The 25126-nt window shown below is 35.9% G+C and carries 23 protein-coding genes; 14 read left to right on the top strand and 9 right to left on the bottom strand.

Annotated elements, in window-relative coordinates:
- Positions 1–21 precede the first annotated feature (21 nt).
- The 9 genes from JHL15_RS05295 to JHL15_RS05255 all read right to left on the bottom strand — a co-directional run bounded on the left by JHL15_RS05295 (position 22) and on the right by JHL15_RS05255 (position 8099).
- Positions 22–801, bottom strand: a complete 780-nt coding sequence (locus JHL15_RS05295; RefSeq protein ID WP_200243926.1) for a C-type lectin domain-containing protein — start codon at positions 799–801, stop codon at positions 22–24.
- 308 nt (positions 802–1109) lie between these two features.
- Positions 1110–2447, bottom strand: a complete 1338-nt coding sequence (locus tag JHL15_RS05290; RefSeq protein ID WP_200243923.1) for a UDP-N-acetylmuramate--L-alanine ligase — start codon at positions 2445–2447, stop codon at positions 1110–1112.
- 9 nt (positions 2448–2456) lie between these two features.
- A complete protein-coding gene (locus JHL15_RS05285; protein WP_200243921.1) occupies positions 2457–2891 on the bottom strand; it encodes a hypothetical protein in 435 nt (144 codons plus the stop codon).
- Positions 2892–2907: 16 nt separating this feature from the next.
- Positions 2908–3714 carry a lysophospholipid acyltransferase family protein gene (locus JHL15_RS05280; RefSeq protein WP_200243918.1) on the bottom strand — a complete coding sequence of 269 codons (807 nt, stop codon included), beginning with the start codon at positions 3712–3714 and terminating at the stop codon, positions 2908–2910.
- A gap of 27 nt (positions 3715–3741) precedes the next feature.
- A complete protein-coding gene (locus tag JHL15_RS05275) occupies positions 3742–4371 on the bottom strand; it encodes an NUDIX hydrolase (RefSeq protein WP_200243917.1) in 630 nt (209 codons plus the stop codon).
- 141 nt (positions 4372–4512) lie between these two features.
- The gene (locus JHL15_RS05270; protein ID WP_200243916.1) at positions 4513–4989 is read right to left on the bottom strand and encodes an OsmC family protein; all 477 of its coding nucleotides are present in this window, start codon (positions 4987–4989) and stop codon (positions 4513–4515) included.
- An 86-nt stretch (positions 4990–5075) separates the two neighbouring features.
- Positions 5076–6635, bottom strand: a complete 1560-nt coding sequence (locus tag JHL15_RS05265; RefSeq protein ID WP_200243915.1) for an Rne/Rng family ribonuclease — start codon at positions 6633–6635, stop codon at positions 5076–5078.
- A 362-nt stretch (positions 6636–6997) separates the two neighbouring features.
- Entirely contained in the window at positions 6998–7288 is a 291-nt protein-coding gene (locus JHL15_RS05260; protein ID WP_002984212.1) for an HU family DNA-binding protein, read from the bottom strand.
- Positions 7289–7427: 139 nt separating this feature from the next.
- On the bottom strand, positions 7428–8099 hold the full coding sequence (locus JHL15_RS05255; protein ID WP_200243914.1) for a LuxR C-terminal-related transcriptional regulator: 672 nt from the start codon (positions 8097–8099) through the stop codon (positions 7428–7430).
- A 185-nt stretch (positions 8100–8284) separates the two neighbouring features.
- Here JHL15_RS05255 and tssO (JHL15_RS05250) point away from each other — a divergent pair, with 185 nt between their 5' ends.
- The 14 genes from tssO (JHL15_RS05250) to JHL15_RS05185 all read left to right on the top strand — a co-directional run bounded on the left by tssO (JHL15_RS05250) (position 8285) and on the right by JHL15_RS05185 (position 25118).
- Positions 8285–8815 (top strand): type VI secretion system TssO, encoded by a 531-nt coding sequence (tssO, locus tag JHL15_RS05250; protein WP_200243913.1) that lies wholly within the window; start codon positions 8285–8287, stop codon positions 8813–8815.
- Between the two features lie 4 nt (positions 8816–8819).
- On the top strand, positions 8820–9341 hold the full coding sequence (tssO, locus tag JHL15_RS05245) for a type VI secretion system TssO (protein WP_200243911.1): 522 nt from the start codon (positions 8820–8822) through the stop codon (positions 9339–9341).
- Between the two features lie 41 nt (positions 9342–9382).
- A complete protein-coding gene (locus JHL15_RS05240; protein WP_200243909.1) occupies positions 9383–10294 on the top strand; it encodes a PKD domain-containing protein in 912 nt (303 codons plus the stop codon).
- A gap of 45 nt (positions 10295–10339) precedes the next feature.
- Entirely contained in the window at positions 10340–12739 is a 2400-nt protein-coding gene (tssR, locus tag JHL15_RS05235; protein WP_200243908.1) for a type VI secretion system protein TssR domain-containing protein, read from the top strand.
- A gap of 289 nt (positions 12740–13028) precedes the next feature.
- A complete protein-coding gene (tssD, locus tag JHL15_RS05230) occupies positions 13029–13430 on the top strand; it encodes a type VI secretion system tube protein TssD (protein WP_200243907.1) in 402 nt (133 codons plus the stop codon).
- Positions 13431–13826: 396 nt separating this feature from the next.
- Positions 13827–16322: an ATP-dependent Clp protease ATP-binding subunit gene (locus JHL15_RS05225; RefSeq protein WP_200243906.1), complete on the top strand. Its 2496-nt coding sequence runs from the start codon at positions 13827–13829 to the stop codon at positions 16320–16322.
- An 80-nt stretch (positions 16323–16402) separates the two neighbouring features.
- On the top strand, positions 16403–17269 hold the full coding sequence (locus JHL15_RS05220) for a lytic transglycosylase domain-containing protein (RefSeq protein ID WP_200243905.1): 867 nt from the start codon (positions 16403–16405) through the stop codon (positions 17267–17269).
- Positions 17270–17529: 260 nt separating this feature from the next.
- Complete coding sequence (gene tssD, locus JHL15_RS05215) at positions 17530–17937, top strand: type VI secretion system tube protein TssD (RefSeq protein WP_200243895.1); 408 nt, start codon at positions 17530–17532, stop codon at positions 17935–17937.
- Positions 17938–18161: 224 nt separating this feature from the next.
- A complete protein-coding gene (locus JHL15_RS05210; RefSeq protein ID WP_200243893.1) occupies positions 18162–20354 on the top strand; it encodes a type VI secretion system Vgr family protein in 2193 nt (730 codons plus the stop codon).
- Positions 20355–20362: 8 nt separating this feature from the next.
- Positions 20363–21253 carry a hypothetical protein gene (locus JHL15_RS05205; protein ID WP_200243890.1) on the top strand — a complete coding sequence of 297 codons (891 nt, stop codon included), beginning with the start codon at positions 20363–20365 and terminating at the stop codon, positions 21251–21253.
- On the top strand, positions 21228–21485 hold the full coding sequence (locus JHL15_RS05200) for a hypothetical protein (protein WP_200243887.1): 258 nt from the start codon (positions 21228–21230) through the stop codon (positions 21483–21485). Before JHL15_RS05205 ends, JHL15_RS05200 begins: the two co-directional genes overlap by 26 nt.
- A gap of 1 nt (position 21486) precedes the next feature.
- Complete coding sequence (locus tag JHL15_RS05195) at positions 21487–23043, top strand: hypothetical protein (RefSeq protein WP_200243884.1); 1557 nt, start codon at positions 21487–21489, stop codon at positions 23041–23043.
- 29 nt (positions 23044–23072) lie between these two features.
- A complete protein-coding gene (locus tag JHL15_RS05190; RefSeq protein ID WP_200243881.1) occupies positions 23073–23486 on the top strand; it encodes an immunity 70 family protein in 414 nt (137 codons plus the stop codon).
- A 54-nt stretch (positions 23487–23540) separates the two neighbouring features.
- Positions 23541–25118, top strand: coding sequence for a hypothetical protein (locus JHL15_RS05185; protein ID WP_200243878.1), 1578 nt, complete (start codon positions 23541–23543; stop codon positions 25116–25118).
- Positions 25119–25126 lie beyond the last annotated feature (8 nt).

The following is a 25126-nucleotide window of genomic DNA, read 5'->3' as shown; positions in this document are numbered from 1 at the left end:
ACAAGATTTCTGGTTAATTATTTATTCATTGAATTCAATAATAAGTTGGTTCATTGGACTACTACCAGAGGTAGTAACCGTTCCTGCAAGATCATTCCATCTTCTTTCTCCACCAACCAATATATGAGTAGCACCTTCAGTTCCTCCTGAATTATTAGGTTCACCAGCTGCAAACCAATTTTCAGTCGTAGCAGGATTTGTAGACCAGTTGATTCTAAACTCTTCTCCTGTAATCCATTGTAATTGATCCGGATTTCCTGGTCTTCTGATTTTGTTAAAGCCGATCCATACATTATTAGCCAGATTATAACCCGTTCCCGATGCTACAATATTTGTATTCACCCAAATTCTTTCAGCATCACTTGGCATGGTTACCAAATATCCTCCCATCTGCTTAGCGAAATTAAATGCATTGAACCAGTTAATAGATTGAGAAATCTGATAAGCACAATAGGTATGATTATTAACAGACCATTTTTTACAGCCTAGCTCTGAAGCAGTTCCTCCACCAGGAACTGCCCCGGGAGGTTGTTGTCTGTTGGCCACAGGTTGTGGATCATATCCTAGAATGGTAGAATTAAAACCTGAACTTCCTCCTCCAAGCTCATCTCTGGAAATCTTACGGATATTTCCATTAGCATCAGCGGATAGTATTTCATCGATTGGAGCTCCCTGCCCCAGTGTTCGAATTCTTAATTCACCATTGATGTCAAATGTTTTTGTGGGTTGTGTAGTGTTAATTCCTACCTGTGCAGATATTGTCAATGGCAATATCATAAAAAATAAAATTTTATTCTTCATTTCATGTATTTTAGTGATATAAAAATAATTAAAATATTTAATCTACATAAAGAAAATTAAATTTTAACATATTGATTATCATTTATATATGAATTTTAAATTACGATTTTATTTGCTGTAAAACTGAATGTTTAAAACTTATTCTATCATACCTTTTTATTTATAAATTATGTAATGATATAATGGCATTTTTCATGATATTATTTATTTCACATTGTATGATTACAATAGATACTGAAGGTATTTGTTATAACAAAAAAGTCTTTCCTAAAGAATAGAAAAGACCATTTTATATTAAGTAATTTATTTTATTTCATAAGATCTAAACCTCCAAAGTTACCAGAACTCATCATTAAAAAGACTCCTTTTGTCTTATCTAAAATATCCCAATAGGCATGAAGTTCCTGAGCATTCGTAAATACTTTCAGGTGATCGTTTTTAAATTTTTCTTTAATCAGATCGGGAGAGATAGGCTCCATTCTCTTAATCTTTAATGCATCTTCTGAATAGAAAACGATAGCCTCATCCAAACCATCCATAGCATGGTCGTATTGCTCTAAAAAAGCAGGATTTAAGCTGGAATAGGTATGAAGTTCAAGGAATCCATACTTTTTATCTTTTTTGAACTGTTCGTTAAAAGCTTTTACAGCAGCTTTTACTTTACTAGGTGCATGTGCAAAATCTTTATAAAGAATCCCTTTATCTTCTCTTTCTACTTTTTCGAGACGTTTAGAAGCTCCTTTGAAGCTCATAATAGCTTCATAAAAGTCTTCATCCATGATGCCTAATTGTCGGCAAATATGTCTGGCTCCTTCCAGGTTCAACAGGTTATGAGCTCCAAAAACAGAAAGTGGAATATCTCCCATCTCTGTTTTTAATAAGACTTTACCATTACTGATTTCATATTCAGGAGTCTTATAAGGGATTTTTCTAAAGTAATTTTCAGCATCTTCAACCACTTTTACCACTTCTGCATCTTCTTCATTGTATACAAGAACTCCACCAGGAGTAATGCTTGCCACAAACTTTCTGAACTGTTCTATGTAATCATCAAATGTTTTGAAAACGTTGATATGGTCCCAGGCAATTCCACTTAATAAAGCGATATTAGGTTGGTATAATAAAAATTTAGAACGTAAATCAATGGGAGAGGAAAGGTATTCATCACCTTCCAATACCATAAAATCATTATCCGGCGTTAGCTTTACCATACAATCAAAGCCTTCCAGTTGAGCTCCTACCATAAAGTCCACCTCTTTTTGGTGAAAATTAAGAACGTGCAAAATCATAGAAGTGATCGTGGTCTTTCCATGAGATCCTGCGATAACAACTCTGGTTTTATTTTTAGACTGTTCGTAAAGAAATTCAGGATAAGAATATATTTTCAACCCCAGCTCTTTTGCCTTAGCCAATTCAGGGTTATCCTGATGGGCATGCATACCCAGAATAACCGCGTCAATGTCAGAGGTAATCTTTTCAGGGAACCAACCCATCTCTTCAGGAAGAATTCCTTTCTTTTCAAGCCTTGATTTTGAAGGCTCAAAAATAGCGTCATCTGAACCTGTAACCTGATATCCTTTGTCTTTTAGTGCGATGGCAAGATTATGCATAGCGCTTCCACCGATAGCAATGAAATGGGTCTTCAATTGTATGTATTATTTTTTAATATTATTAGTAATGATCTCCTGGAAAGCATTGGTAATATTCGTCCAGTTGGTCTTAAAATTAGGCATCACCAGACTAGCATCTGTTTTGCTTCCTTCATTAGGCCCCTTCTTTATATTAATAGAAGTAGTCACATTATCGTAAAGTTTCTTGTGATCTTCTTGTATTCTTCTGAAATTATTTTGAGAAAGAATAGTGTTCAATTTCTTTAAATCTTCATCTGAAATTTTAAAATCCTGTTTGATCTTTTTTCCTTCGCCTTCAAAAGAGTAGTGTACAGTATTGTCTTTAATAAGCAGATTTTCATAAACCGGCGCGTAACCTCCACTTCTGGAATAACTGATATCGAAATTTGAATATACCTTTTGGCTGTTGCATGAAACTAATACTATGATTGCGAATAAGATCCCTATTATCCTTTTCATATGTAATTTACCTTTTTTAATTATCTGAGTCTTTTTTTTCTAACTTTTTAGCTTTTAATTCTTCATCATATTGGTGTAGCAAATTGAAATCTTCCGTTTGTTCAATCGCGTTCATGATCTTTAAAAGAATCTCATTGGCATTTTCTTTATCATAATCGATATCAAGAGGTGCTTTAAATTCCATCGTAGGTTTTACCCCAGTCACTTTTACACGCAATCCTTTTTTATCAAATGCTCTTCTGAAACCATTGATCTTAATTGGAATGACAATCGGGCGTTGATTTTTAACCAACTTAGCTGTACCTCTGCGTCCCTGGGCAAAAGCGGAAGTAGTACCTTGAGGGAAAGTAGCTACCCAGCCATTATCAAGGGCTTTCATGATATTATCAACCTCAGTAAGGTCAACCATTCTGTTCACATTTTTACCTTCTGCTCTCCACGTTCTTTTTACGGTTACTGCTCCTGCTATTTTAAATATTTTAGGAAGAATACCTTTGTTCATGGTTTCCTCAGCCGCTACATAGTAAAAATCGATCTTCGGATTAAGAAGATAGATTGGATTTTTAATGGTGTTTAAATATCCATTATTTACTGCACAGAAAGCATGATACATTGCTGCTACATCTGCAAAATAGGTTTGGTGGTTGGATACAAACAACACATTAGAATCCGGAAGATCCACAAGGTGTTCAGTACCGGTTATTTTTAATTTATTAAAGCCATTGAATCTTCTATAAGACACAAATCCTAAAATGAAAATAATTAACCTTTTCAAAAAGTAAGGTGTTCCGAATGCATCGGTGAAAATATTTTTCTTCGCCATTTCTCAATTAAACACGGTGATGCAAAGTTACATTTTTTTCAGCAACTGGCTGAATTCACTTAATATCATTGCTGTTGCTCCCCAGATGATATATCCGTTGAAATTGATAACCGGGACTTCATGCCCTCCGGCACTGGGTAAAGCCATAATTTCTGGCTGATCCGGGAGATTGAGAAATGAAGTAATAGGAAATTCTATCGTTTCTACGGCTTCACTTTGCTGCAAAACAAACGTAGGGTTCTTTTTGGTGTATGAGATATAAGTATACACATAAAAATTACTCGGCGGGATATAAATGGGGGACATCTCTCTTATGATTCTCACATAATGTTTGTCAATCCCAATTTCTTCCGAGGTCTCACGTACCGCAGTGTCGGCAAAATCTCTGTCCATTTCCTCACGTTTTCCACCAGGCAAAGATATCTGTCCGCTATGTCTGTCATGCTCGTTTATGGTTCTCTGAATTAATGGAAAGTACCATTCGTCATCTTTTAAATATAAAACAATATTTACAGCAGCGAATTTTGGATTTTTTTCTAAGATTTCTTCCCGATTAAAAACAGGACGATAGGGTGGTGAGAATACTCCGTGAGCATTTTCTCCGGGTAATTCTACACTTTTAATTTTTCTCAATAAATCTTTTCCAAAACTTTCCATAGCTCAAATTTAGTAATATATCTCGAAGAATAGAATAGCCATTAACATTAATTAACCATTTCTAAAGGGCGGATTGGCTAAATCGTGAATCTGTAACTGTGAAATTACAAAACTGTAAAATCGTGAAAACTCGCGGAATTATTAAAGAGATTTGACAGATACAGTACACATGTGTTTCACAGGAAAATTGACGGAGTTGGCGATAAAACAAAATTCATTAGCCTTCTTATGAAGTTCTTTTGCTTTTTCTACCATTGAATCTTCTGTAACGGTGATGGTTGGGTTTAGTGTAACTTCTTTAAAATGGCCACTGCCATTAGCTGTTTCTTCCATGATCCCCGTTGCGCTATCCGTATAATCTGTCACAATAATTCCTGCTTCTGAACAAAAATGAAGATACCAAAGCATGTGACATGAGGATAAAGATGATAAGAGCAGGTCTTCAGGGTTATGTTTGGTTTTGTCACCCCGAAATGCCGGATCAGAAGATCCTTCAATGATCGCTTTATTTTCTACAGAAATCGTGTGGCTTCTATCATAATTACGATAGTTGCTTGTCCCTGCCCCCTTATTTCCAGTCCACTGGATAGTACTTTTGTAATGGTGTTCTTTGCTCATTGTTTTCCGGTGTTTTGAAATGATGAAATTGGTATAGCTAATTTAAATAAAAAAACCTCTAGAAAACTAGAGGTTGTAATTTCGTATTAATTGGAATATCCTGATACTTCTTCTTTTTTAGAATTGTAAATTTTGTATTCCAAGTATTTAAAAGAATCCCTTGGGATGATGGTTACCCATTTTTTATATTTTACAAACCATTTCATCTGGATGCTTTTAATACCTTTCGTAAGGTAAGCTTCCACGAATGGGTGCACATGCAGATAAAGTTTTCCTTTTTCTTTTTGCATGATAGTTCTGATGGTTTCTTCCATCCTTTCTACAATAACAATAGGAGCTACGATTTCTCCGTCTTTGTTAGGGTTTTCTTCTTTTGTTTCGATTTGTTTTTCCGGACGATTTCTCTGTCTGGTAATCTGTATCAGTCCAAACTTGCTTGGAGGTAAAATTTTGTGGCGAGCCTTGTCGCGCTTCATTTCTTCTTTCAGATGTTCGTACAAATCTCTTCTGTGATCGGCGTTTGGCATATCGATAAAATCGATTACGATAATCCCGCCCATATCACGAAGGCGTAATTGCCTTGCAATTTCTGTTGCTGCCATTTTATTCACGTTGAGAGCGTGTTCTTTATTGGCTGCATTTCCGGTCGTAATGTTATTTCCGGAGTTCACGTCGACTACGTGTAAAGCTTCTGTATGTTCAATAACAAGATAAGCTCCTTTAGAACTTGGAATGTTGACGTGTTTTCCAAAGCTTTGTTTAAGCTGTTTTTCAACATTGTAATATTCCAGAAGAGGAATGTGAGAATTATAAAACTGGACAATATTCTTTCTTTCGGGAGCTATAACCTCCACATAATTTTTCATTTCATCCACCATCTGTTCATCGTCACAGATGATGCTTACGAAATCCTGATTGAAATTGTCTCTTAATATAGCTGAAGCTTTGTCTTCTTCACTTAAAACTTTAGACGGAACCTTATTTTTCTGAATGTTTTTAAAAGTACCTTCCCATTTCTGAATCAGTTGATTCATATCATTATGGAGGTCAGCTACTTTTTTTCCTTCAGCAACGGTTCTTATGATAACACCAAAACCTTCAGGTTTGATACTTTCAATAAGAGTTCTTAATCTTTCCTTTTCTTCAAAACTTCTGATTTTTTTGGAAATCGAAACTTTATTGTCAAAAGGTATTAAAACCAAAAAACGCCCTGTTAAAGAAACCTGTGTCGAAATTCTGGGTCCTTTGGTAGAAATGGGTTCTTTGGTAATTTGTAGCAGAACAATATCATCTTTTGCGATGACTTTGTCTACAGTTCCGTTTTTGTCTATTTCGGGTTGTATCTCGAAATTTTTTAAGCTTGAAGAGCTTTGTTTTTTAGAAATAGTATCTTTTAAAAACTTTTTATACGTAAGATATTGCGGGCCCAGATCCTGATAATGCAAAAAAGCATCTTTATCATAGCCAATATTTACGAAGGCAGCATTAAGATTGGGTGCCAGTTTTTTTACTCTTCCTATAAATAAGTCTCCAACTATAAAATCACTTTTGTCCTCTTCCTCATGAAGTTCACATAGTCTTCCGTCTTCCAGTAATGCAATCTTTGTAAGTTCATCCTCATGCGAAACTATTAGTTCTTTCTTCATTTTGTTATAAGATAAAATTGTTAAGATTATAGGAAATACGCATGGTTTTTTGTAAATAAATATTTTTAAATTTAAGAATTTGTAATTAAAGTTATGCTATTTATTTCAATAAATAAAACCTATTCCTATTCCTTGGAAATCCTATAGTTACAAATAAAAATATAGTCGGTGTAAATTAAAAAATTAAAAACACCAACTATATTAATATATTATAAATCTCGAAAAAGGAGATTATTTTTTCTTATGTCTGTTTGCTCTTCTTCTTTTCTTTCTTTTGTGAGTTGCAACCTTGTGTCTTTTTCTTTTCTTTCCGCTTGGCATAATTTTAATTTTTTAGTAACTAGTTAATATTCAGTTAATTTTTATTTTACTGCAACTTTAGTTTTTACTTTCTCAACAAAAGATTTTGATGGTTTGAAAGCAGGAATATTGTGAGCAGGGATCTCAATTGCAGTGTTCTTAGAAATGTTTCTTCCCGTTTTAGCAGCCCTTGTTTTAATTATAAAAGAACCAAAACCTCTTAGATAAACGTTATCTCCATTATACATAGAAGTTCTGATCTCCTGCATAAAAGCTTCTACAACTTTCTGTGTTTCATTCTTTTCTGTTCCCAATTTATTTGAGATGGTGTTTACCAATTCTGCCTTTGTCATTTCCTTTTTTAATTTTAAATTTTAGGTGTGCAAATTTAGTTAAAAAAATTGAATACTAGCAAATTAGTGGCAAAAAAATTTCGGTAAACGATTGAGGATTTTACATTTACTCTATATGAATAATGCAAAATTATGTTTTTTACATACTGGAATTGTAATATCCATTTTCTACACAAAAGCGGATAAGATGAAGTTTTGTCTTCAATCCCAATTTCTCTGTAAGCCTGTTAATATAGGTGTCAATGGTTCTCGTACTTAGATTTAGTTTCTCTCCGATTTCCTTATTACTAAAGCCTTCGTAGCAGAATTTCATCAGTTGTATTTCTGTAGATGAAAGTTCTTCCTGGCTTTTTTTTTGTCGGTCCATATACTCCATCACGGCAAGAGGCTGTTGTTCCCATTCTTTGGAGTAGGCTTCATAATTAAACGTATTGGATACGATCTGTCCTTTTATAATATCCCGGATCACATTGCTTTTTTTCTCACAATAATATAGATTGGGAATTTTAGATAGGATTTCCGCCATATCTTCCTGATAGGTTCCTGAATAGGTAATAATAGGAGTCTCCGAATTGCTTTTTCGGATATACTTTATGGCTTCAATTCCGCTTAAAACCGGCATGAAAAGTTCGATGATAAAGACATCTTCCTGTCTTCTATAGATTCTGTTTACGAGTTCGTGCCCATTATTACAGTCGTTGAGGAGCATGTAAAATGGACTTTCCAAAAGCGTTTTTACCAGTATTTTTTTGAAATAAAAATCACTGTCAGCTATTGAGAATCGCACAGTATTAGTTAATATTTTACTCACTTTAATATTTAATATCGATTTGGCCTGTGATAGTTAAATTTAGGGGTCTAAATTAATAAAAACTTATTAAAGTTAAAATTAATCTTAATTTAAATCGAAAACTAGTTTCTATATCACATAAAAGTTAGATATTGTGCAAGAATTTTTTTTTTTATACTTTCACAGACCCAAATAAATCACAATCTATGTCTTCAAATAGAGAAAGAAAATTAAATCGATCGGACGTCAGGGTAGGCATTTGGAAATTTGTTCTGTCCTTTGTCGTTTTAGCTGCTGTTTCTTTTACCAGTGTCTTTTTCTTTTTTAAAAGTTACGATGCGCAAACAGATGGAGTTAGCCGGGATGCCGAAGCCTACAGAGAGCTGCTGGGCCGAAGTGATATATTAAGAGTCCAGGTAGATACCATCTTTAGCAGAATGAGCAGGCTGAATAGAGTAGAAAATGATATTTTTCTGAGGAATGATATTATTGACAACGTAAATAATGCCAAGAATATTATGGGTAAAGATAGTGCGGATAATTTTAAGCACTATTCTGTCCTTATGAAACAAATAGCCCCAATGCTGACTTTGAAAAATCATATTGTAGAAGTTTCCAACAAGAAAAAAATTGCAATAAGAGATGTCAATGGATGTATGGGTAAAGTTGGAAGTATGGAAAACGTACTTAAAGTAGATCCTACCAGAAAGTTCACAGGAAGTCGAAGAAAAAGATAAAGTTATGCAAGGACACATCACATTATCCAAAAAAGAAAAGCAATATCAATTTGTTTATTTGATTTTAATGCTTTTAGCCGCACTTATATTTTTAGGGATCATTTTTCTAAAAAGATTTAAATCACCATTTTCTGAAGATGATATCATTGCTATTCAAAAGCTTGAACAGAAAGCAAAGTTTGATCAACAACGAAAATTAACGCAACGCTTACAAGATAGTACATTCACTCAGATCAGCAGACTGACGGATGAAACTACAGAGCCTTTTGTAGAAAATTCTATTCAGACAGGGATCAATGATATTAATAATACTTTTGGACCTGATTTTATAGACATCAGAAAAGATGCTTATCCACAGATTGCCCAGTTTTATAAAATGTACTTTGAAGATAAAAAAATCATTTCAAGAACTACGGAAGATATAAAACTCTTTCAAAAACAATATCAGGATTGCCTGATTGGTCTTAAAGAAACTAAAAACCGCGTATTTGAGCGACAAAATGCATTAAAGGAAAGAACTCAATAAACGGAAAAATCATTTTCAACAAATCACATCACATTATAACTATGAATTATTTTCAAAAAAACAAAAAGAACATTATTATCGGTGTTATAGCGACATTGCTAATTGCGGCTCTTGTTGCACTATGGCTGCAGAAAAAGGTCATTCATTCTGCGGATGATATTGTAGGGGTTGTGTATCCATCTACCATAAGTGTAGGAGATACGCTGGTATTTGAAGATAAAACACAATTTGCAAAAAGCAAAAAATGGAACTTCGGAGACGGAACAACTTCTGAGAAAAGCAGTGGGATTCACTTCTACAATAAACCAGGATACTATCCGGTGACCCTCATTATTGATAACAAATACTCTAAATCCTTCCCGGTATTGGTTTCTGCAAGAGCTCTTCAGAAAGCAAAAGACACTGCAACGGTTAAAACAACAATAGAGGCTCCATTGCAGGCAATGCAATTCGAAAACGTACAGTTTCGTGCGATCTCTGATGCAAAACAGTTTAGCTGGAAATTTGGAGAAAGTGGAACGACTGACTCTAAAGACAAATTGGCTATCTATTCCTATAAGGAACCAGGGGATTATATTGTTACTTTATACACGGACGAGAGCATTGAGCCAATTATACACCGTATCAGAATCAATCCTTCTTATGATGCATTGAATGATCAGGATGTAAGTGTAGAAGATGCATATGCTAAGATCGATAATGATTTTAAATACCATTTACAGCAAATAGCCAATGGGAATAGCTTCAATTCACACTATAATTATTTACTTCAGAAATATCTTTGTAACAACGAAAATACGGTGGTAAAAGTAAATGATAGCAAAGTAAATAATTTTTACATGTACTGTGCGGGACTTCAGTTTGAAAGAAATACTGTTATTCAGACTGTAAAAGTTAATTTTGATGATACACAGAATTGTGTTACCAAAGTTGATATTAACCAAAGCAAATAACTATAACCCATTGTTGGGTACACCAAATCATAAAAGAAAATTAGGATGAGAAATAAATTTCCTCTAGCAGCATATTATATCGGAGTTTCATTTTTATTGACCAGTTGTCAGGTAAAATTACCGTCAAAGAAAACTCCAGAGCCGACGCAATACGGGCAAATTGATAATTCCCCGGTAGTTAATGGTTATTCGAGAAAATCTGTTCCATGGATTGCCATTTCGGATAGATCAAGAAATACTGCTTATCTCGATAAAAATGATGAAAAATCATATAAAGAAGTTAAGTTCCTGGAGCCTTTAATGGTTTTGAAACATAGAGACGGCATGGTAAAAGTGGCGGAATATATTCCGGATGCACTTATGAAGAAGGTGTCATCAAAATCTATCAAAACTTATGGCTGGATTCCTGAATCTGAACTTTTGTTGTGGAACAGTTCATTAAAAGACGAAAGGACAGGTTATCCGGTAAGGGTTGCTGTCGTTCCAAGCAACAGTGATGTAATCAGAAGTGCAGAGAGGTACTATAAAAATGATTCTATCATGGTTTTCAATTCTCCTAGCTTAATTGAAAACGCTAATGTGAAGATTCCTAACGGGCAAATAGTATATGTTTACAAGCAGGCTGAGAATAACAAAAGATTTTTGGTAGGAAAAAAACCAAATATTGATTTGGATAGCATCAGTACAGGATTATACGGATGGGTAAGTTCGAATGTAATATCCGCGTGGGGCGAGCGTTCTGCAGTGAAAATGAAAAATACAACGGGTGTTACAGAAACTGCTTTAGGTTTACATGAAGGAGCTCCGGGAGGAAATGATGCCGTAAACAGAACAGCGGTTCTTCTTACAGATGTTAATAAAAGAACACCCCTTGAAAATATTTATCCTGTTAAATTAGCTTTAAAGGATGCTCCAACTCCAGATTCAAAAACTAAATATTTTACCAATATTTTAGATTATAGCAAAAACTATATCTTCAACGTACTTGGTGAACCTATTTATTTTGATCGTTACCGTGAGATTACGGAGAGAAATAAAAGAATCAATATCGTATTTGCAGTAGATATCAGTGGGCCAAATGCTCCATATACTCCGATTGTAAAATCTTTATTACAGGATTTACAGCTTAGATTTGAGAAACCTTCTTATTTCAATACTGTAAAGTATGGAGTTGTTTTATACAAAAACAATACATGTGGGGATAATGTAGCGGTATCTAATTTAAGTACTGATTATAGTAAAATAACAACCTTTATTGATCAGAAGATTAATGAAATGAATTGTCCTACTAATAGCGGTTATCAACCTGTTAGTGAAGGGCTGATGGCGGCAGGAAACCTTCTTTCAAATGTTCCTGATGAAACCAATATTGTGATAACCGTAGGGACATCTGCTAATCAGAGCGGGAATATGTATGGCGTTATCAATTCCCTTACACAGGCACAGGCAAGATTAATTATGTTCCAGACCAGTTCGAGATCTTCAGACACTTACAATGATTTCGTATTGCTAGGTCAGAATGTAGTGTCCAATACCGCAAAAAATATTGCTGAACTCAAAAAGCAAAAGATCATCAATCAAAATGATGTATTAACAAGAAATAACTTTAATCTTGTAGAAGGTGATGAAGGGTTTTTCTCACTGGATTATCCAAAGCAAAGTATGTCACAGGGATTTGTAATTTTTCCTAAAAAAGGTGATATAGCGACACCAGGGTATTTGAAAAAATCTGTAGATAGTTTAATTTCTCAGGTAACTCTTGATAATTCAACAATCGACAATTCTCTGAATGAGTATTTCCACTCTTCTGTAGGAGCTGGAAAAACAGATGTAGACTACAAGTATAAATATTTATATACAGGACTTACCAACCCGGTTCCTGCAGGAATTGCCGCTCAGCTTATCAATTACGGAAGTCCGTTTTTGGTAAAGGGATATATTCCAAAAGAGCTTAAAGAGTATCAGCCAGGTCTTGAAAAAGGTATTTTAATTTCTGAAACAGAATATGATAACCTTAAAGCTTTCTATAAAGAAGTTTATTTAAAGACAGGTGCAGAAAGGGCAGATTTTAATCAGTCAAAAGCGATTAAAGAATATGTTAAGCTTCTTAAAAAGTATAATCCAACTACGAAATTCTTAGACAAAGGAGATTTGTATGAACAGCCAATGTCTTATGCAGTAGGGGTAACCACTGGTTTTGATAATTCTGAAGAAGAGCTCATGTCAAAGTATAAGCTTAAAGGTTGGAAGAAATCTAAAATTGTTTTAAATGAAACAGTTAGAAAGTACTTCTTAAACTATAAAGATTTAGCTGAAAGAATGCTTACTCACAGAAATAATCCAGCAGTGAAAATTCAACAAAACGGACAAACATTCTATTGGCTAAACGAATATTTTATGCCAACAATGCTTCCTGTTGAAGAGCCGGAGTATACAAAGCATTAATCAATCATAATAGATCACGAGGCGGAAATTTATTTCCGCCTCTTTTTTTGTAACAGAAAGAAAAAACAGCTATCTATATCTCTACAATTTCAATATTTTAAAAATAATGAAAACCACTTCTGTCAAAGGAAAAATTAGATGTTATAATCTTATAGCAATTGTGATAAATCGTAGAACTACTACAAAAAATCAGAAATTTATTTAAAAGCTTTTATGTAAGAAATCGGGTGGTTATCTTTGTTTCACATTCACGGAGTTAAAAATACTATTAACGATAAAAATTTACATCATGGCAGCGAATTCAAGAGGCATTTTAAAATTTAACGGAGGCGAAGGTCAAAAATTATTAAAACTTAACTACAGTGTTTCCAGATCTACAGACGTATCTGGAAGAGTAGCATCCGATCCATCAAATGCCCTTATAAAAATAACCGTAGAAGCTACAGAAAAATCTGATATTCTTGAAAGCCTACTGAACGGGAAATACAAACCAACAACCGGAGAAGTTACATTCAACAAATCTCACGAAGAAGGAACCTTGATTACTTTGAAGTGGGAGAATGGGTATGTAATCCAGCATGAAGTAGACTTTGATGCAGTAGATGAAAACAGTATGCTGATCAGTTTTGTAGTAAGCGCTGAGACAATCAATTATGGTCTTGCTGCTTTTGACGGTTTATGGCCAAGCTAATTCAAAACGACACATTTTAATCCACATTCATAGAAAAAGAGACTGTCCATCAAAAGGCAGTCTTTTTTGCCTGAGTTATGCATTGGGGTAGATCAGATATGTATAAAATTTTGGTAAAATAATACTTTTAACGAAAAACAATCTGATTGGATATTTTTTTTTACCTTTAAACCTCACCAGAATCACGAAATTATGTCAATTACGCCCTAACATATACAGTTTATCCTACAGCCCCTCACAGAACTGTGAAGAGGCAATCATAATAGGAGTATAACTATCGCAAAATAAATTCAAAGCTTTTCTATTTTAGAAAAATAACCGACACTGGACCACAATTGGTGGGAAATAGAATTATTTACACAAAACACACAACACATATTAATAAGAAAATTATCAATGGGAGTACTAGTAACCAACGAGACAGTAAAACAGCTTTTTCATATTGCACAATCTATAGCAAGAGAAAATTATAATGCCACTTATGGCGGACCACATCTTTTACAGGCTTTGATGCATAAAGATATCGGGCTTAATGAGTTTTTGAGAAATATAGATAAAGACCCCGGATATTTTTATGAGTGGGCGGATGTGCGAATCGAGGACTATCCGAAAACAACCCATCTTCCTGATGAAGTAGGACAGGATGAGCATGTTGATCAGATCACGGAAGAAGCTGATGATATCAGGCTAAAATTAGGGTTGGATGAGATTACCCCGATCTGTATACTAACTGCCATTGTAAAACCTCAGGTTGCATTCTCGTTACAACAGTTGAAGTCTTTGCCATTAAGAGAGCATGAGATACTCAATCTTTACAGAAAAGATACCCCTTTCAGTACCTCAGAAAATGGTGAGTTTTCTTCACTTTTTTCCAATACGTCCGACTTTTCTGAAGCTTCTTTTCCATCCATTAAAAATTACTGTGTCGACAGGACTGCTCAAGCAAGACAGGGAACACTGGAAAATATTATCGGAAGAGATAAAGAACTAAGAATGCTTGTGGAAATTCTTTGTCGCCGAAGTAAGCCTAATGTAATTATCATTGGTGAGCCTGGAGTTGGTAAAACTGCTTTAGTAGAAGGTTTTGCTATTGAGATCACCAAAGGTAACGTTCCTGATATGCTTAAAAATGGAACCTTATTAGAACTGGATACCGGAGCGCTATTGGCGGGAACTTCTTATAAGGGAGAAATTGAAGACCGTCTGAAAAAAGTAATTAATGAGTGTAAAAAAATAGAGAAAGCTATTTTGTTTATTGATGAAATTCATACCCTGCTAGATCCAAAAGGAAGCATCGGAAATGTTGCTAATCTCTTAAAACCTGAATTGGCAAGAGGAGAAATTACAGTTATCGGAGCAACGACTCAGGAAGAATACAGAAAAATTATTGAGCCGGAACAGGCTTTCAACAGACGTTTTGAAGTGCTGACCGTAAACGAACCGGATGAGAAGACATGCGTCAAAATGATTGATGTTTTGCTGGATGGTTACAAAAAGCACCATAATATTGAAGTTGAGAAAACAGCTATTCCGGAATGTGTGCGCTTAGCAAAACGATATGCTAAAGGGAAGAAATTACCTGATGCTGCGATTGATCTTCTGGACAGAACAATGGCTGCTATTAAAATGCTTGATGAACTTTCAGAAAAAGAACTGGAAAGCTGGAAAGAAAGTTATGAAACCATTTTAAAAGAGGAGTACACAGATGCTAAAGATCAGGCAGATGAACTGATCTGGACGTATAATTTATTGAGAGATAAGATCAGTCCTATTTTATGGGGATCTTTGAGCGAACAACCTGCTATTGATAATTCAATGCCGGTAGATCAGATTAAAAAGATCATTGATGATACATACGCTGAGTTGCTTCAACATGCATCTAAGAAAAGAGAGAAGGTTGACAGGCTTGAGCTTGCAGCGGTAATGGCTGCTAAGACCAATATTCCTATTGGTAAAATCCAGGCTCAGGAAAAAGAGAAGCTTCTGAATATGGAATCTCTCTTATTAAATCGTGTTGTAGGACAGGATCATGCCTTAAAAATACTTTCAGATGCAATTGTTGAGAACCGAAGCGGACTTAATAAACCAGGACAGCCGATAGGATCTTTCTTCTTACTGGGGCCAACAGGAACAGGGAAAACAGAGCTGGCGAAATCAATGGCTGAACTTCTTTTCAATGATGAAAAAGCGATGGTTCGTTTTGATATGTCAGAATTTAAAGAAGAACATTCAGCGGCACTCCTATATGGAGCGCCTCCAGGATACGTTGGGTATGAAGAGGGTGGTATGTTGGTCAATAAAATTCGACAACAGCCATATACCGTAGTTTTATTTGACGAAATTGAAAAAGCACATCATTCTGTTTTTGACGTATTCCTTCAGATCATGGATGAAGGGAAAGTTCATGATAAACTTGGAAAAGAAGGAGACTTTAGCAATGCTTTAATATTATTCACGTCCAATATAGGAAGTGAGGAGATTGTAAAGCAGTTTGAAGAAGGCAAAGTCCCCGAGTCTTCATCATTAATGCAGATCATGTCTAATTCGGGAAGATTCAGACCTGAATTTTTAGCCAGAATTACTGAAATTATTCCTTTTGCACCGATTACAGAATCTATCGCTGAAAGAATCTTTAATATTCAGTTGAAATCACTCCATGCCTCATTGATGAGATTGGGTATGACACTTAAAATAAGTGATGAAGCGGTTAAAAATCTTGCTTTGGGAGGATTTAGCAGTAAATATGGAGCAAGACAGATTTCTGGAGTTATCCGTGCTCAACTGGCGAGACCGATCTCAAAAATGATTGTCCGGGAAGAAGTAAAATCAGGACAAACCATTCATGTAGATTGGAATACTAAAGAAGAGAAACTAAGCTGGAATGTAGTATAATATTTAAAAGATAAGAGCATTCTAGAGTGCTTTTATTTTTTTTAATTTTATAATGAAAATATTAATAATCAAATTGTAGGATGAAATTTAATTTCAAACACATTGCTACGGGACTATTATTGATGACATCCGTTCATTTTGTGAATGGGCAGTTTCTATCTGCGTCAGATACTTCCGAGAACAGTGTGAGAAGATATAAAAGTGTCATTAATTCAAATAAAGAAATAGTTGAATTTATAGAATATTCACTCTCTCAAAGAGGATTGCCAAGACACTTAAGAAACCTGGCATTGATTGAATCAGGTTTTGACAGAAAGCAAGTTTCAGGGGCCGGAGCAGTGGGTGTCTGGCAGTTTATGACTGCTCACGCGAATCAATACGGGCTTTCTGAGCAAAGCCGATCAGATCTGTACAGAAGTACTAAAACAGCAGTAATCTCGCTGGGCAAATTATATAAGAAATATAACAATTGGGTAACGGTTGTTGCTGCCTACAACTGTGGTGAAGGCAATATTTCAAGAGCAATGGATGCTGCCGGATCTTCACAATATCATATTTTCAGTAAATTCCTGCCAGAAGAGACCGTTAATCATGTAAAAAAATATTTAAATGCATGCTATGCGACCGGTGAGCTGCAAAGTGTATTAGGTGATTATAACAATTCCCGGATGAATGCAGTCTTTATCAATGGGACCGGACAAAACAAGGTTGCAGCTTCTCTAGCTGAAACGGATATCAATGCAGGATTTGATTTGAGTATTGTTGCTGATGAACTTGATGTAGATATTGATAAAATCCTGGCGTGGAATCCCGGAATAATGGACGAACTTCAACGAAGTGGTGAAAGCATATTATATTTACCGGTAGATCTGATGCCAGACTTTTTACTCAAGAAAAATAAGATACTTACTCGTTCTATAAAAGAAGGAAATAAAACGACGAAATAAAGATATTATCCAGAATTTTTGCGGATAATTAATACCTCCAGCTATGTTTTTTCCTGTTGTTTTGTAATTTAATTTATTGTTAATCAGTAACTTGTGTTTATTTTTATTTCCAGAGTCGTAGAATTACTACATCAAATCGTAGAATTACTACAAAAACTCAAATTGATGTTAGAAAACTTTTGAGTTCGAAATAAAGGGTATAGATTTGTTTCATAATCAACACCACATCACAAAATATTAACGATTAAAATTTACAAATCATGGCAGCAAATTCAAGAGGAATCTTAAAATTCAACGGAGGCGAAGATCAAAAATTATTAAAGCTTAACTATAGCGTATCAAGATCTACAGACGTTTCCGGACGTGTAGCATCAGATCCATCAAATGCGATCATCAAATTAACCATTGAAGCTACAGAGAAATCTGACATCTTAGAAAGCTTATTAAACGGAAAATACAAACCAACAACTGGAGAAGTAACATTCAACAAATCTCACGAAGAAGGAACACTGATCACTTTAAAGTGGGAGAACGGATATGTTATCCAGCACGAAGTAGACTTCGATGCAGTTGATGAGAACAGTATGTTGATCAGCTTTATCGTAAGCGCAGAAACGATCCATTATGGCAATGGTATCTATGAAGGTGTTTGGCCAGGAGCTAAATAACCCGATCATCTTAGTAAAAATAAAATTGGTACAGAATAGTTTACTCACAAAAGTTCACTATTCTGTTTTTTCATTTTGAGACATCTTACTCTATTTATTTCCTATATGTACTTATTAATTAAGTATTTATAGTTTTTATAATAGATAAAATGAGAAAATTATCTAAATAATAATCGGATAATTATGTTTATCGTACCAGCCACTAAACCCAAAATACTAAGGTTATGTTTAATGATGATAAATCGTCAAAAATACCATCTTCCAAAAATGTAAAAGCTCCTTCTGAACAATTAGGAGATGCAGTTAAAACACAGGCAATACAAAAAGCTAGTGAAAAAGTACAGGAGAAAACAAAAGGTAAAGTTCAGAAAGTAACTCAAAAACTGTCGCAGGCACAAGCTTATTCAAGTGCAGCCCAGAATGTCTCCAACCTTTTTATGAACCAGGTGATGCAACCGAATGCACCTTCCATCGTAGAAGATAAGGTATGGAATAAACAACCCACTTCTAAAATACATAATGCAGGTGCTATTCCTGAAAGTCAAATCATGGGTATTAACCGTGTGGTTAAACTTGACATAATAATTGAGGGGAAAATCGTAAAGCATTTCAAACACTTTAAGTTAAAACAAAGTGCCGTAAAGCATCATGAATTCGATTTGATGCTGGCTCATGATACATTAGGTAATCCGGAAAATCATAATCTTGAAGAAGCTCAGAATTTTCTGGGAAAGAGGATTACAGTAGTTTTCAAATACAAAGACGTAGAAGATGGCCCTGAAAGAAGTTTTATAGGTGTCATCACTGAAGTTGGCTTTAGTCAGGAAAAAGGCAGTCTGGGCAATGTTGTACTTACGGGATCAAGCCCTAGTTTTCTTTTAGATGCGGCACCACATATTCAAAGCTTTGGAGGTGCTAAGGAAATTAGTTTAAACAGTATTGCTGATCAGGTTATCAAAGAAGGCCTGGGACAGAATAAATTTGATTTCAGAGTAGATTCCCAGCATGGAAATGTTTCTTACAGCTCCCAATACGAAGAAACGCATTATAATTATCTGGCAAGAATGGCTGAAGCTTATGGCGAACAGTTCTATTATGATGGAGAAGTACTTCATTTCGGAAAGCTACCCCCTCAGGAGCAACCTGTAAAATTGACTTATGGCAGCAGTGTCAGTGATATAAAAATCAGAATGAAGGCTCAACACGTTAACCCAACTTTTTATGGGTATAACAGCAGCAAGAATGAAAAACTTACTACAGGTAGTTCAAAAATAAACCATAGTTCAGACATTGCTAAAAGAGCATATGAAATTTCTGAAAAGACTTTTACAACACCCTCTTTAAGAGTAGCTCCTATTAAAGCAGCTTCATTTATGGATATTGATGCATCTCAAAAAGGAACTGCAGGAAGTAAAGCCTCTGATGTATTCATTACTTCAGGAATTACAAGTGTTCCGTTTCTATATCCTGGATGTGTTGCAGATATTGAAATGCGTAAAACAGATAGTAATCAAACCTCTTATTTCACTAAATTAATGATCATTGAGGTCAGTCATGAAGTGGATGCCAGAGGATATTACACGGGTAGCTTTGATGCTATTGCTTCAGACACCGGATTTATTCCGCGTCCAGAATTTCAGCAGCCAAAAGCAGAGGCTCAATTTGCCAAAGTAATCTCTAATACAGATCCACTGAATCAGGGACGTGTACAGGTACAATTCGACTGGCAAAATGGATCTACAACCACGGAATTCATTCGCGTAATGACTCCTGATGGTGGAGGAAGTGAAAAAGTGAGTAAAAATCGAGGCTTTATGGCTATTCCAGAAGTTGGAGACCAGGTTGTCGTGAATTTCGTTCATCAGCATCCCGATCGTCCTTTCGTTATGGGAGGAATGTTCCATGGTGGAGTCGGCGGTGGCGGTGGCGCCGGAAATAATATCAAAAGCTTGAGCAGCAGAAGCGGAAATAAACTGGAATTAGATGATGGTGCAGGTTCAGTATTCTTAACGGATCAGGGAGGGGCTAATATGAAGTTTGATGGGGCAGGGAATGCTACAACGAATGCTAATAATGATAAAACAGTAAAAGTTGGTAATAACAATACAGTAAACACGGGAAGTAAGAATGTCATTAATGTAGGAGGTAAAGATGGTGGAGGTGCCAATTCCGTTTTTTCTATGGATAATGCAGGTAATATTTCTTTAGAATGCGATACTAACGTTACCATTAAAACCGGAGCAAGCTCCATTACACTGAAATCTGATGGTACCATCATCCTTAGCGGTAAAATAATTGGAATCAGTGGGGAAGGAATCGGAGTTGTCGGTACCAAAGGAATTGATCTTTCATCCCCTGCCAATCATCTCGGTGGCGGACAGACCAAGATCGATGGTGGGGACGCCTTTATTAATTAAACAAATTTATGAGTGAGTTATTCAATATAAAAAATACATTTTCTGAACAATATACTTTAATAATAGATTCGGATATTAAGGCAGTGAATGTGCATATGATTTCCCGGTCACAACTGAGATGGGATTTTACAGTTTTACAGGTAGGAGACGACCACGTAAAAGTAAAGATAATTGTCCTCGATCATATCCTGCTGGAAGCCAATAATCCTTTAATTAAAGAGGTAGCAGCTTTAACGAATGCTTTTTCTAGATTGTATAACGAATTGTATTTAACAGTAGATAAGGAAGGTAAGGTGATTGAAGTTTCCAATATGGATGTTATTCGTTCAAAATGGCAACAGACAAAAGCTGAAATGGAAAAGATCGCTGAGAATAATCCGGAAATTAAAAATGCCATTGTTTTGAATGATAATATTTTTCAGGATGAAAAAAAGTTAATAGAGGGAATTCAGAATAACGAATTTTTCCTGATGTATTTCAATAAGATCTATGGACGAAAGATTCCGGGAAATTTTAAAGAAAATGCATTAAACTTTTTTAATTCTGCCAATGTGCATTGGAGTTTCGATCTTAAGAATAGCAGTAACCCTTTGTTATCTTCGAATGAGATGATTGTAGAACTTTCGGGAGAGCCTTCAATCTTATTGAATATAGGATTTTATAATAGAGCCTATATTCAGTTTTCTAATCAAATTGATGTTTCAAAGCTGAAAACTTCACTCAACGAGAAAGGAATTTATAGAACAGAGAAGTCTACAGGAAGGATTATAGAAGCCTCTATAACAAGAGAAGAAATTGCCGACCCTGAAAATCTTTATGCAAAATTGAAATATACATTTTATAGCGACGAAATCCTTAAATATAAAATGTCAGATGAATACAATACAGCGAATTCCTGATGTAAAATCTTATATAAAAACTATTTCTATAAGAAACTATAGTTTCGGATTTAATTTAAAATCCGACAGGAAAAACTGTACTAAGACCTTTTTCATATTTATGGCAAAAGAGTATGAAAAGGATCATGAAAAATTTATCAGAAAAATAGCTTTTGGTTTAGAACATCAGCGGATTAATGATAGAAACAGAATAAAGGCCCATACAAGAAAACAAACTCTAAAAAGACTTTAATATGGGACATAAGATTATTACAGAAAAAGATTTTTGGATGTGTTCCAGTGGGGCGATGCCTGCACAATTACAAGGCACCCGTAAAAGCAATAAAAAAAGTTCAGGAGAAGTCTATATCACCGTGGCAGATACTGCTACTAGCAGTTGGATAGATTTTGGCTGTACAAAGAATATGCTTTGGGCTGCGCTTTTGACTGCTGTGGCAGTAGTCGTTGTGGTTGCATTAATTGTAGGTACAGGAGGTGTTGCTGCTATAGGCCTTATCGGAATGATGGCTATTGGTGCAGCAGCAGGAGTAGCAGGAGGGGTCATTGCAGCCGTTGACGGAGCATTGAAATGTGGACAGAAGAATGCTACTGCCAGAACGTGGGACGCGAGTAAAGACAATTTACTTCTTACAGGAACTCCTGGTATAACGGGGGACCGAACTATGACCTGTTCTATAGGTGGGGTGGTAAAATTTGCACCAGAGATCAAAAGCTGGACACATGCTTTAGCTTTAGGAAGCTTTAATTATGTTACCCAATTAGCTGGTTGTGCACTTGGTGGTGCCGCAATAGGAGCTGGTGGGTTTCTTGCTTCAGGGCTGGCAGGCGGATCTTTGGCCTTTGCTGCACCTTCCCTTCCAAGCGTATTATCCAATGTTGCAGGAAGTTTTACCGGGATCTGGGGAGGAAGTAGAGTTTTATTTGGTCTTAATTCTTTAGCCAACGAACATGCTTATGGAAATGTGCATGATGCAGAAGATGTTGGAAGTGTTCTGGTGAATGGCGGAATACCTGAGATCGGGATGGCACAACGTATCTTTTCAGGGCAGGCACACCTTTCTGATTACCTTCTTTTTCTATATTTGCTTAATATAAAAGTAAAAGAACCAGCTCCACCCATAAAAGAACAAAATACAGGTGGAGACAAAGATGGAAATACACCTTCTGATAAAGATGGAAATAATACGAATAAAGAAGAAGGGGCTAATGGAAATAAAGGACAAGGCGAAAGTTCTACAAAACCGAATGAAGGTGGTGAAGGGAATTCATATGAAAGTAGTCAGCCAGGAGATCCTCCAGGAACTTACAGAGACAGTAATGGAAGATTAAAAGATTCCAAAACTCACAAATTCGTTAAAGATCCAAATGCCCAGGTTGCAGATCCTAATGAGCCTAATCCTAATAATCCTAATGATTCGAATAGGCCAAGCTGGAGGAAAAGTGAGATAGATGCAGAGCAGATGTATCCGGGATATGATACTCAGAAAAGTTTTATTGACGGAAAAGAAGTGCCATATGGTACAGAAGGAAGTACAAGGCCGGATTTATATAACCCAGGACATAGTGTCGAGGTGAAAAATTATGATGTAACATCAAATACAGGACGAAGAAATTTAACTAATGAACTTAACAGGCAATATACAGATCGATTACAAAACCTTCCACCAGGAACAAAGCAAACAGCGGTAATTGATGTGAGAGGTCAGAATATGTCTCCGGAAGCATTGGTTCAGTTAGAGGCCAGTATTCAAAAAAGCTGTCCAAATCTGGAAGTAATTTTTGTTCAATAATTAATATATTTAAATAATAAAAAATAATAATGACAGGCTTAAAGGTAGGACCTATATTTTATAAAATAGGAACAGGTAGTTTTTTACATTCTTTTTTTTCAACAATTGCATATAATTTAGAAAATAATAAATGGGGAAGTAGATTTCCTCTGTTAATGAATGAATTATATTATAAGACCTTAACGGTAGATCATATCGATGGTGCCATCGATGAGTTAAAAACGATACAAAAAGAGTTGGTAGAATATGACCCTTCAATGGTCGTGTGGGATATTGAAGATCTTAAAAAACTTCCTCCTTGGGGAGATAATATTGCTGAAAGAATAACTGATCTGTCGAATTATTTCTATACCAACGATGGTGAAGATATCTTTATTTTATTCTATAAAGCTTTGGATGCGGCAAAAAGTGTCAACAAAGACGTAGCGATTCATAGTCTTTAGCTAATGATGGTTACTATAAAATAGCCATCATAAAACCAGTTCTAAAACCAGAGTATGGGAAATAAGATTATTACAGAAAAAGACTTCTGGATGTGTTCCAGTGGCGCAATGCCTGCACAACTACAGGGAACCAGAAAAAGCAACAAAAAAAGTTCCGGCGAAGTTTATATCACTGTTGCAGATACTGCTACAAGCAGTTGGATAGATTTCGGCTGTACAAAAAATATGCTTTGGGCTGCACTTTTAACTGCTGTGGCTGTAGTGGTAGTAGTCGCCTTAATTGTAGGTACTGGAGGAGTTGCTGCTATTGGTCTTATCGGAATGATGGCCATAGGCGCGGCTGCTGGGGTTGCGGGTGGAGTTATTGCAGCTGTAGACGGAGCATTGAAATGCGGACAGAAAAATGCCACTGCAAGAACGTGGGATGCCAGTAAAGATGACCTTCTTCTGACAGGAACTCCCGGTATTACAGGAAACAGAACCATGACCTGTTCTATAGGTGGGGTGGTAAAATTTGCCCCTGAAATCAAAAGCTGGAGCCATGCCATAGCTCTGGGTGGGTTTAATTATGTTACTCAGCTGGCAGGTTGCGCCTTGGGAGGAGCTGCGGTGGGAGCCGGAGGATTTCTTGCATCAGGACTGGCAGGCGGATCACTAGCCGTAACAGCACCAACCTTTTCCAGTGTTCTCTCAAACGTTGCCGGAAGTTTTACAGGGATCTGGGGTGGAAGCCGTGCATTGTTCGGATTGAATGCCCTAGCCAATGAGCAGGCTTATGGAAACGTTCAGAATGCCGGTGATGCCGGAGCTGCTTTAGTCAATGGAGGAATTCCGGAAATAGGCATGGGAAAACGTATTTTTACCGGACAGGCCCATCCCTCTGATTATCTTCTTTTCTTATATTTGCTTAATATTAAAGTGAAAGAGCCTGCTCCGCCTATAAAAGAATCAAACAGCGGTAGTGATAAGGATGGAAATACCCCTTCTGATAAAGACGGAAATTCCAACAATAAAGAAGAAGGGCAAAATAATAAAGACGAAAATAAAACACCAGAGGAAGAGGGGGCAAACGGAAGTAAAGGACAGGGAGAAAACCCACCTAAGGCTGATGAAGGTGGTAATGGTAGTGCTTATGAAGAGTCGGTTTATCGTCAGGATAGCCGTCCAAACTCTTCAGAAGGATCTAAGCCGGGAAGAGTAAAATCAAGTGTTAATGAAAACGGAGATCTCGTTCCTGCAAATAAAAATGGAAAAGGAACCGTTGCAGATCACGTAAGAGGTTCAGAACCAAAGAAAAGTGATAGCCCATATACCTCATTCTCAGAAGGGAAACCTGGAGTAGGTAAAACATACGGGGACCATGTTATAGAAGTTGATATTAAAAGATTAGAGGCTGACATCGCAAACGGAAAACTTAAGGATGTGGAAGTTTTGAGGCCCGAGCAGGTTCAGGCAGAACTACAAAGTAAGGTGGATGCTGCGAAAGCCAGATATGATGCTAATCCAACTCCTAAAAATGCAGAAAGATTACAAAATGCCCAAAGAGATTTGGATAACACTATAAGAGATAGGGAAGTATTAATTAAAGGTCAGGTACCTGCGGAGTATATTAAAGTTTATCCTAACAAATAGAAGACAAT

Origin of the sequence: Chryseobacterium paridis (assembly GCF_016595215.1) — a bacterium.
In the GTDB taxonomy this organism is placed as follows: Bacteria; Bacteroidota; Bacteroidia; order Flavobacteriales; family Weeksellaceae; genus Chryseobacterium; species Chryseobacterium paridis.
The sequence above is the reverse complement of the archived record's forward strand: the minus strand, read 5'-3'. Positions and strand labels throughout refer to the sequence as shown.

Bases quoted from the DNA above. Each gene is read 5' to 3' on its own strand.
- JHL15_RS05205 (WP_200243890.1), top strand. From the start codon at position 20,363: ATGAGTGAGTTATTCAATATAAAAAATACATTTTCTGAACAATATACT.
- JHL15_RS05210 (WP_200243893.1), top strand. From the start codon at position 18,162: ATGTTTAATGATGATAAATCGTCAAAAATACCATCTTCCAAAAATGTA.
- tssR (WP_200243908.1), top strand. From the start codon at position 10,340: ATGAGAAATAAATTTCCTCTAGCAGCATATTATATCGGAGTTTCATTT.
- JHL15_RS05185 (WP_200243878.1), top strand. From the start codon at position 23,541: ATGGGAAATAAGATTATTACAGAAAAAGACTTCTGGATGTGTTCCAGT.
- tssO (WP_200243911.1), top strand. From the start codon at position 8,820: ATGCAAGGACACATCACATTATCCAAAAAAGAAAAGCAATATCAATTT.
- JHL15_RS05240 (WP_200243909.1), top strand. From the start codon at position 9,383: ATGAATTATTTTCAAAAAAACAAAAAGAACATTATTATCGGTGTTATA.
- JHL15_RS05195 (WP_200243884.1), top strand. From the start codon at position 21,487: ATGGGACATAAGATTATTACAGAAAAAGATTTTTGGATGTGTTCCAGT.
- JHL15_RS05225 (WP_200243906.1), top strand. From the start codon at position 13,827: ATGGGAGTACTAGTAACCAACGAGACAGTAAAACAGCTTTTTCATATT.
- tssD (WP_200243895.1), top strand. From the start codon at position 17,530: ATGGCAGCAAATTCAAGAGGAATCTTAAAATTCAACGGAGGCGAAGAT.
- JHL15_RS05265 (WP_200243915.1), bottom strand. From the start codon at position 6,635: ATGAAGAAAGAACTAATAGTTTCGCATGAGGATGAACTTACAAAGATT.
- JHL15_RS05220 (WP_200243905.1), top strand. From the start codon at position 16,403: ATGAAATTTAATTTCAAACACATTGCTACGGGACTATTATTGATGACA.
- JHL15_RS05200 (WP_200243887.1), top strand. From the start codon at position 21,228: ATGAATACAATACAGCGAATTCCTGATGTAAAATCTTATATAAAAACT.
- JHL15_RS05275 (WP_200243917.1), bottom strand. From the start codon at position 4,371: ATGGAAAGTTTTGGAAAAGATTTATTGAGAAAAATTAAAAGTGTAGAA.
- JHL15_RS05270 (WP_200243916.1), bottom strand. From the start codon at position 4,989: ATGAGCAAAGAACACCATTACAAAAGTACTATCCAGTGGACTGGAAAT.
- JHL15_RS05260 (WP_002984212.1), bottom strand. From the start codon at position 7,288: ATGACAAAGGCAGAATTGGTAAACACCATCTCAAATAAATTGGGAACA.
- tssD (WP_200243907.1), top strand. From the start codon at position 13,029: ATGGCAGCGAATTCAAGAGGCATTTTAAAATTTAACGGAGGCGAAGGT.
- JHL15_RS05285 (WP_200243921.1), bottom strand. From the start codon at position 2,891: ATGAAAAGGATAATAGGGATCTTATTCGCAATCATAGTATTAGTTTCA.
- tssO (WP_200243913.1), top strand. From the start codon at position 8,285: ATGTCTTCAAATAGAGAAAGAAAATTAAATCGATCGGACGTCAGGGTA.
- JHL15_RS05295 (WP_200243926.1), bottom strand. From the start codon at position 801: ATGAAGAATAAAATTTTATTTTTTATGATATTGCCATTGACAATATCT.
- JHL15_RS05280 (WP_200243918.1), bottom strand. From the start codon at position 3,714: ATGGCGAAGAAAAATATTTTCACCGATGCATTCGGAACACCTTACTTT.
- JHL15_RS05190 (WP_200243881.1), top strand. From the start codon at position 23,073: ATGACAGGCTTAAAGGTAGGACCTATATTTTATAAAATAGGAACAGGT.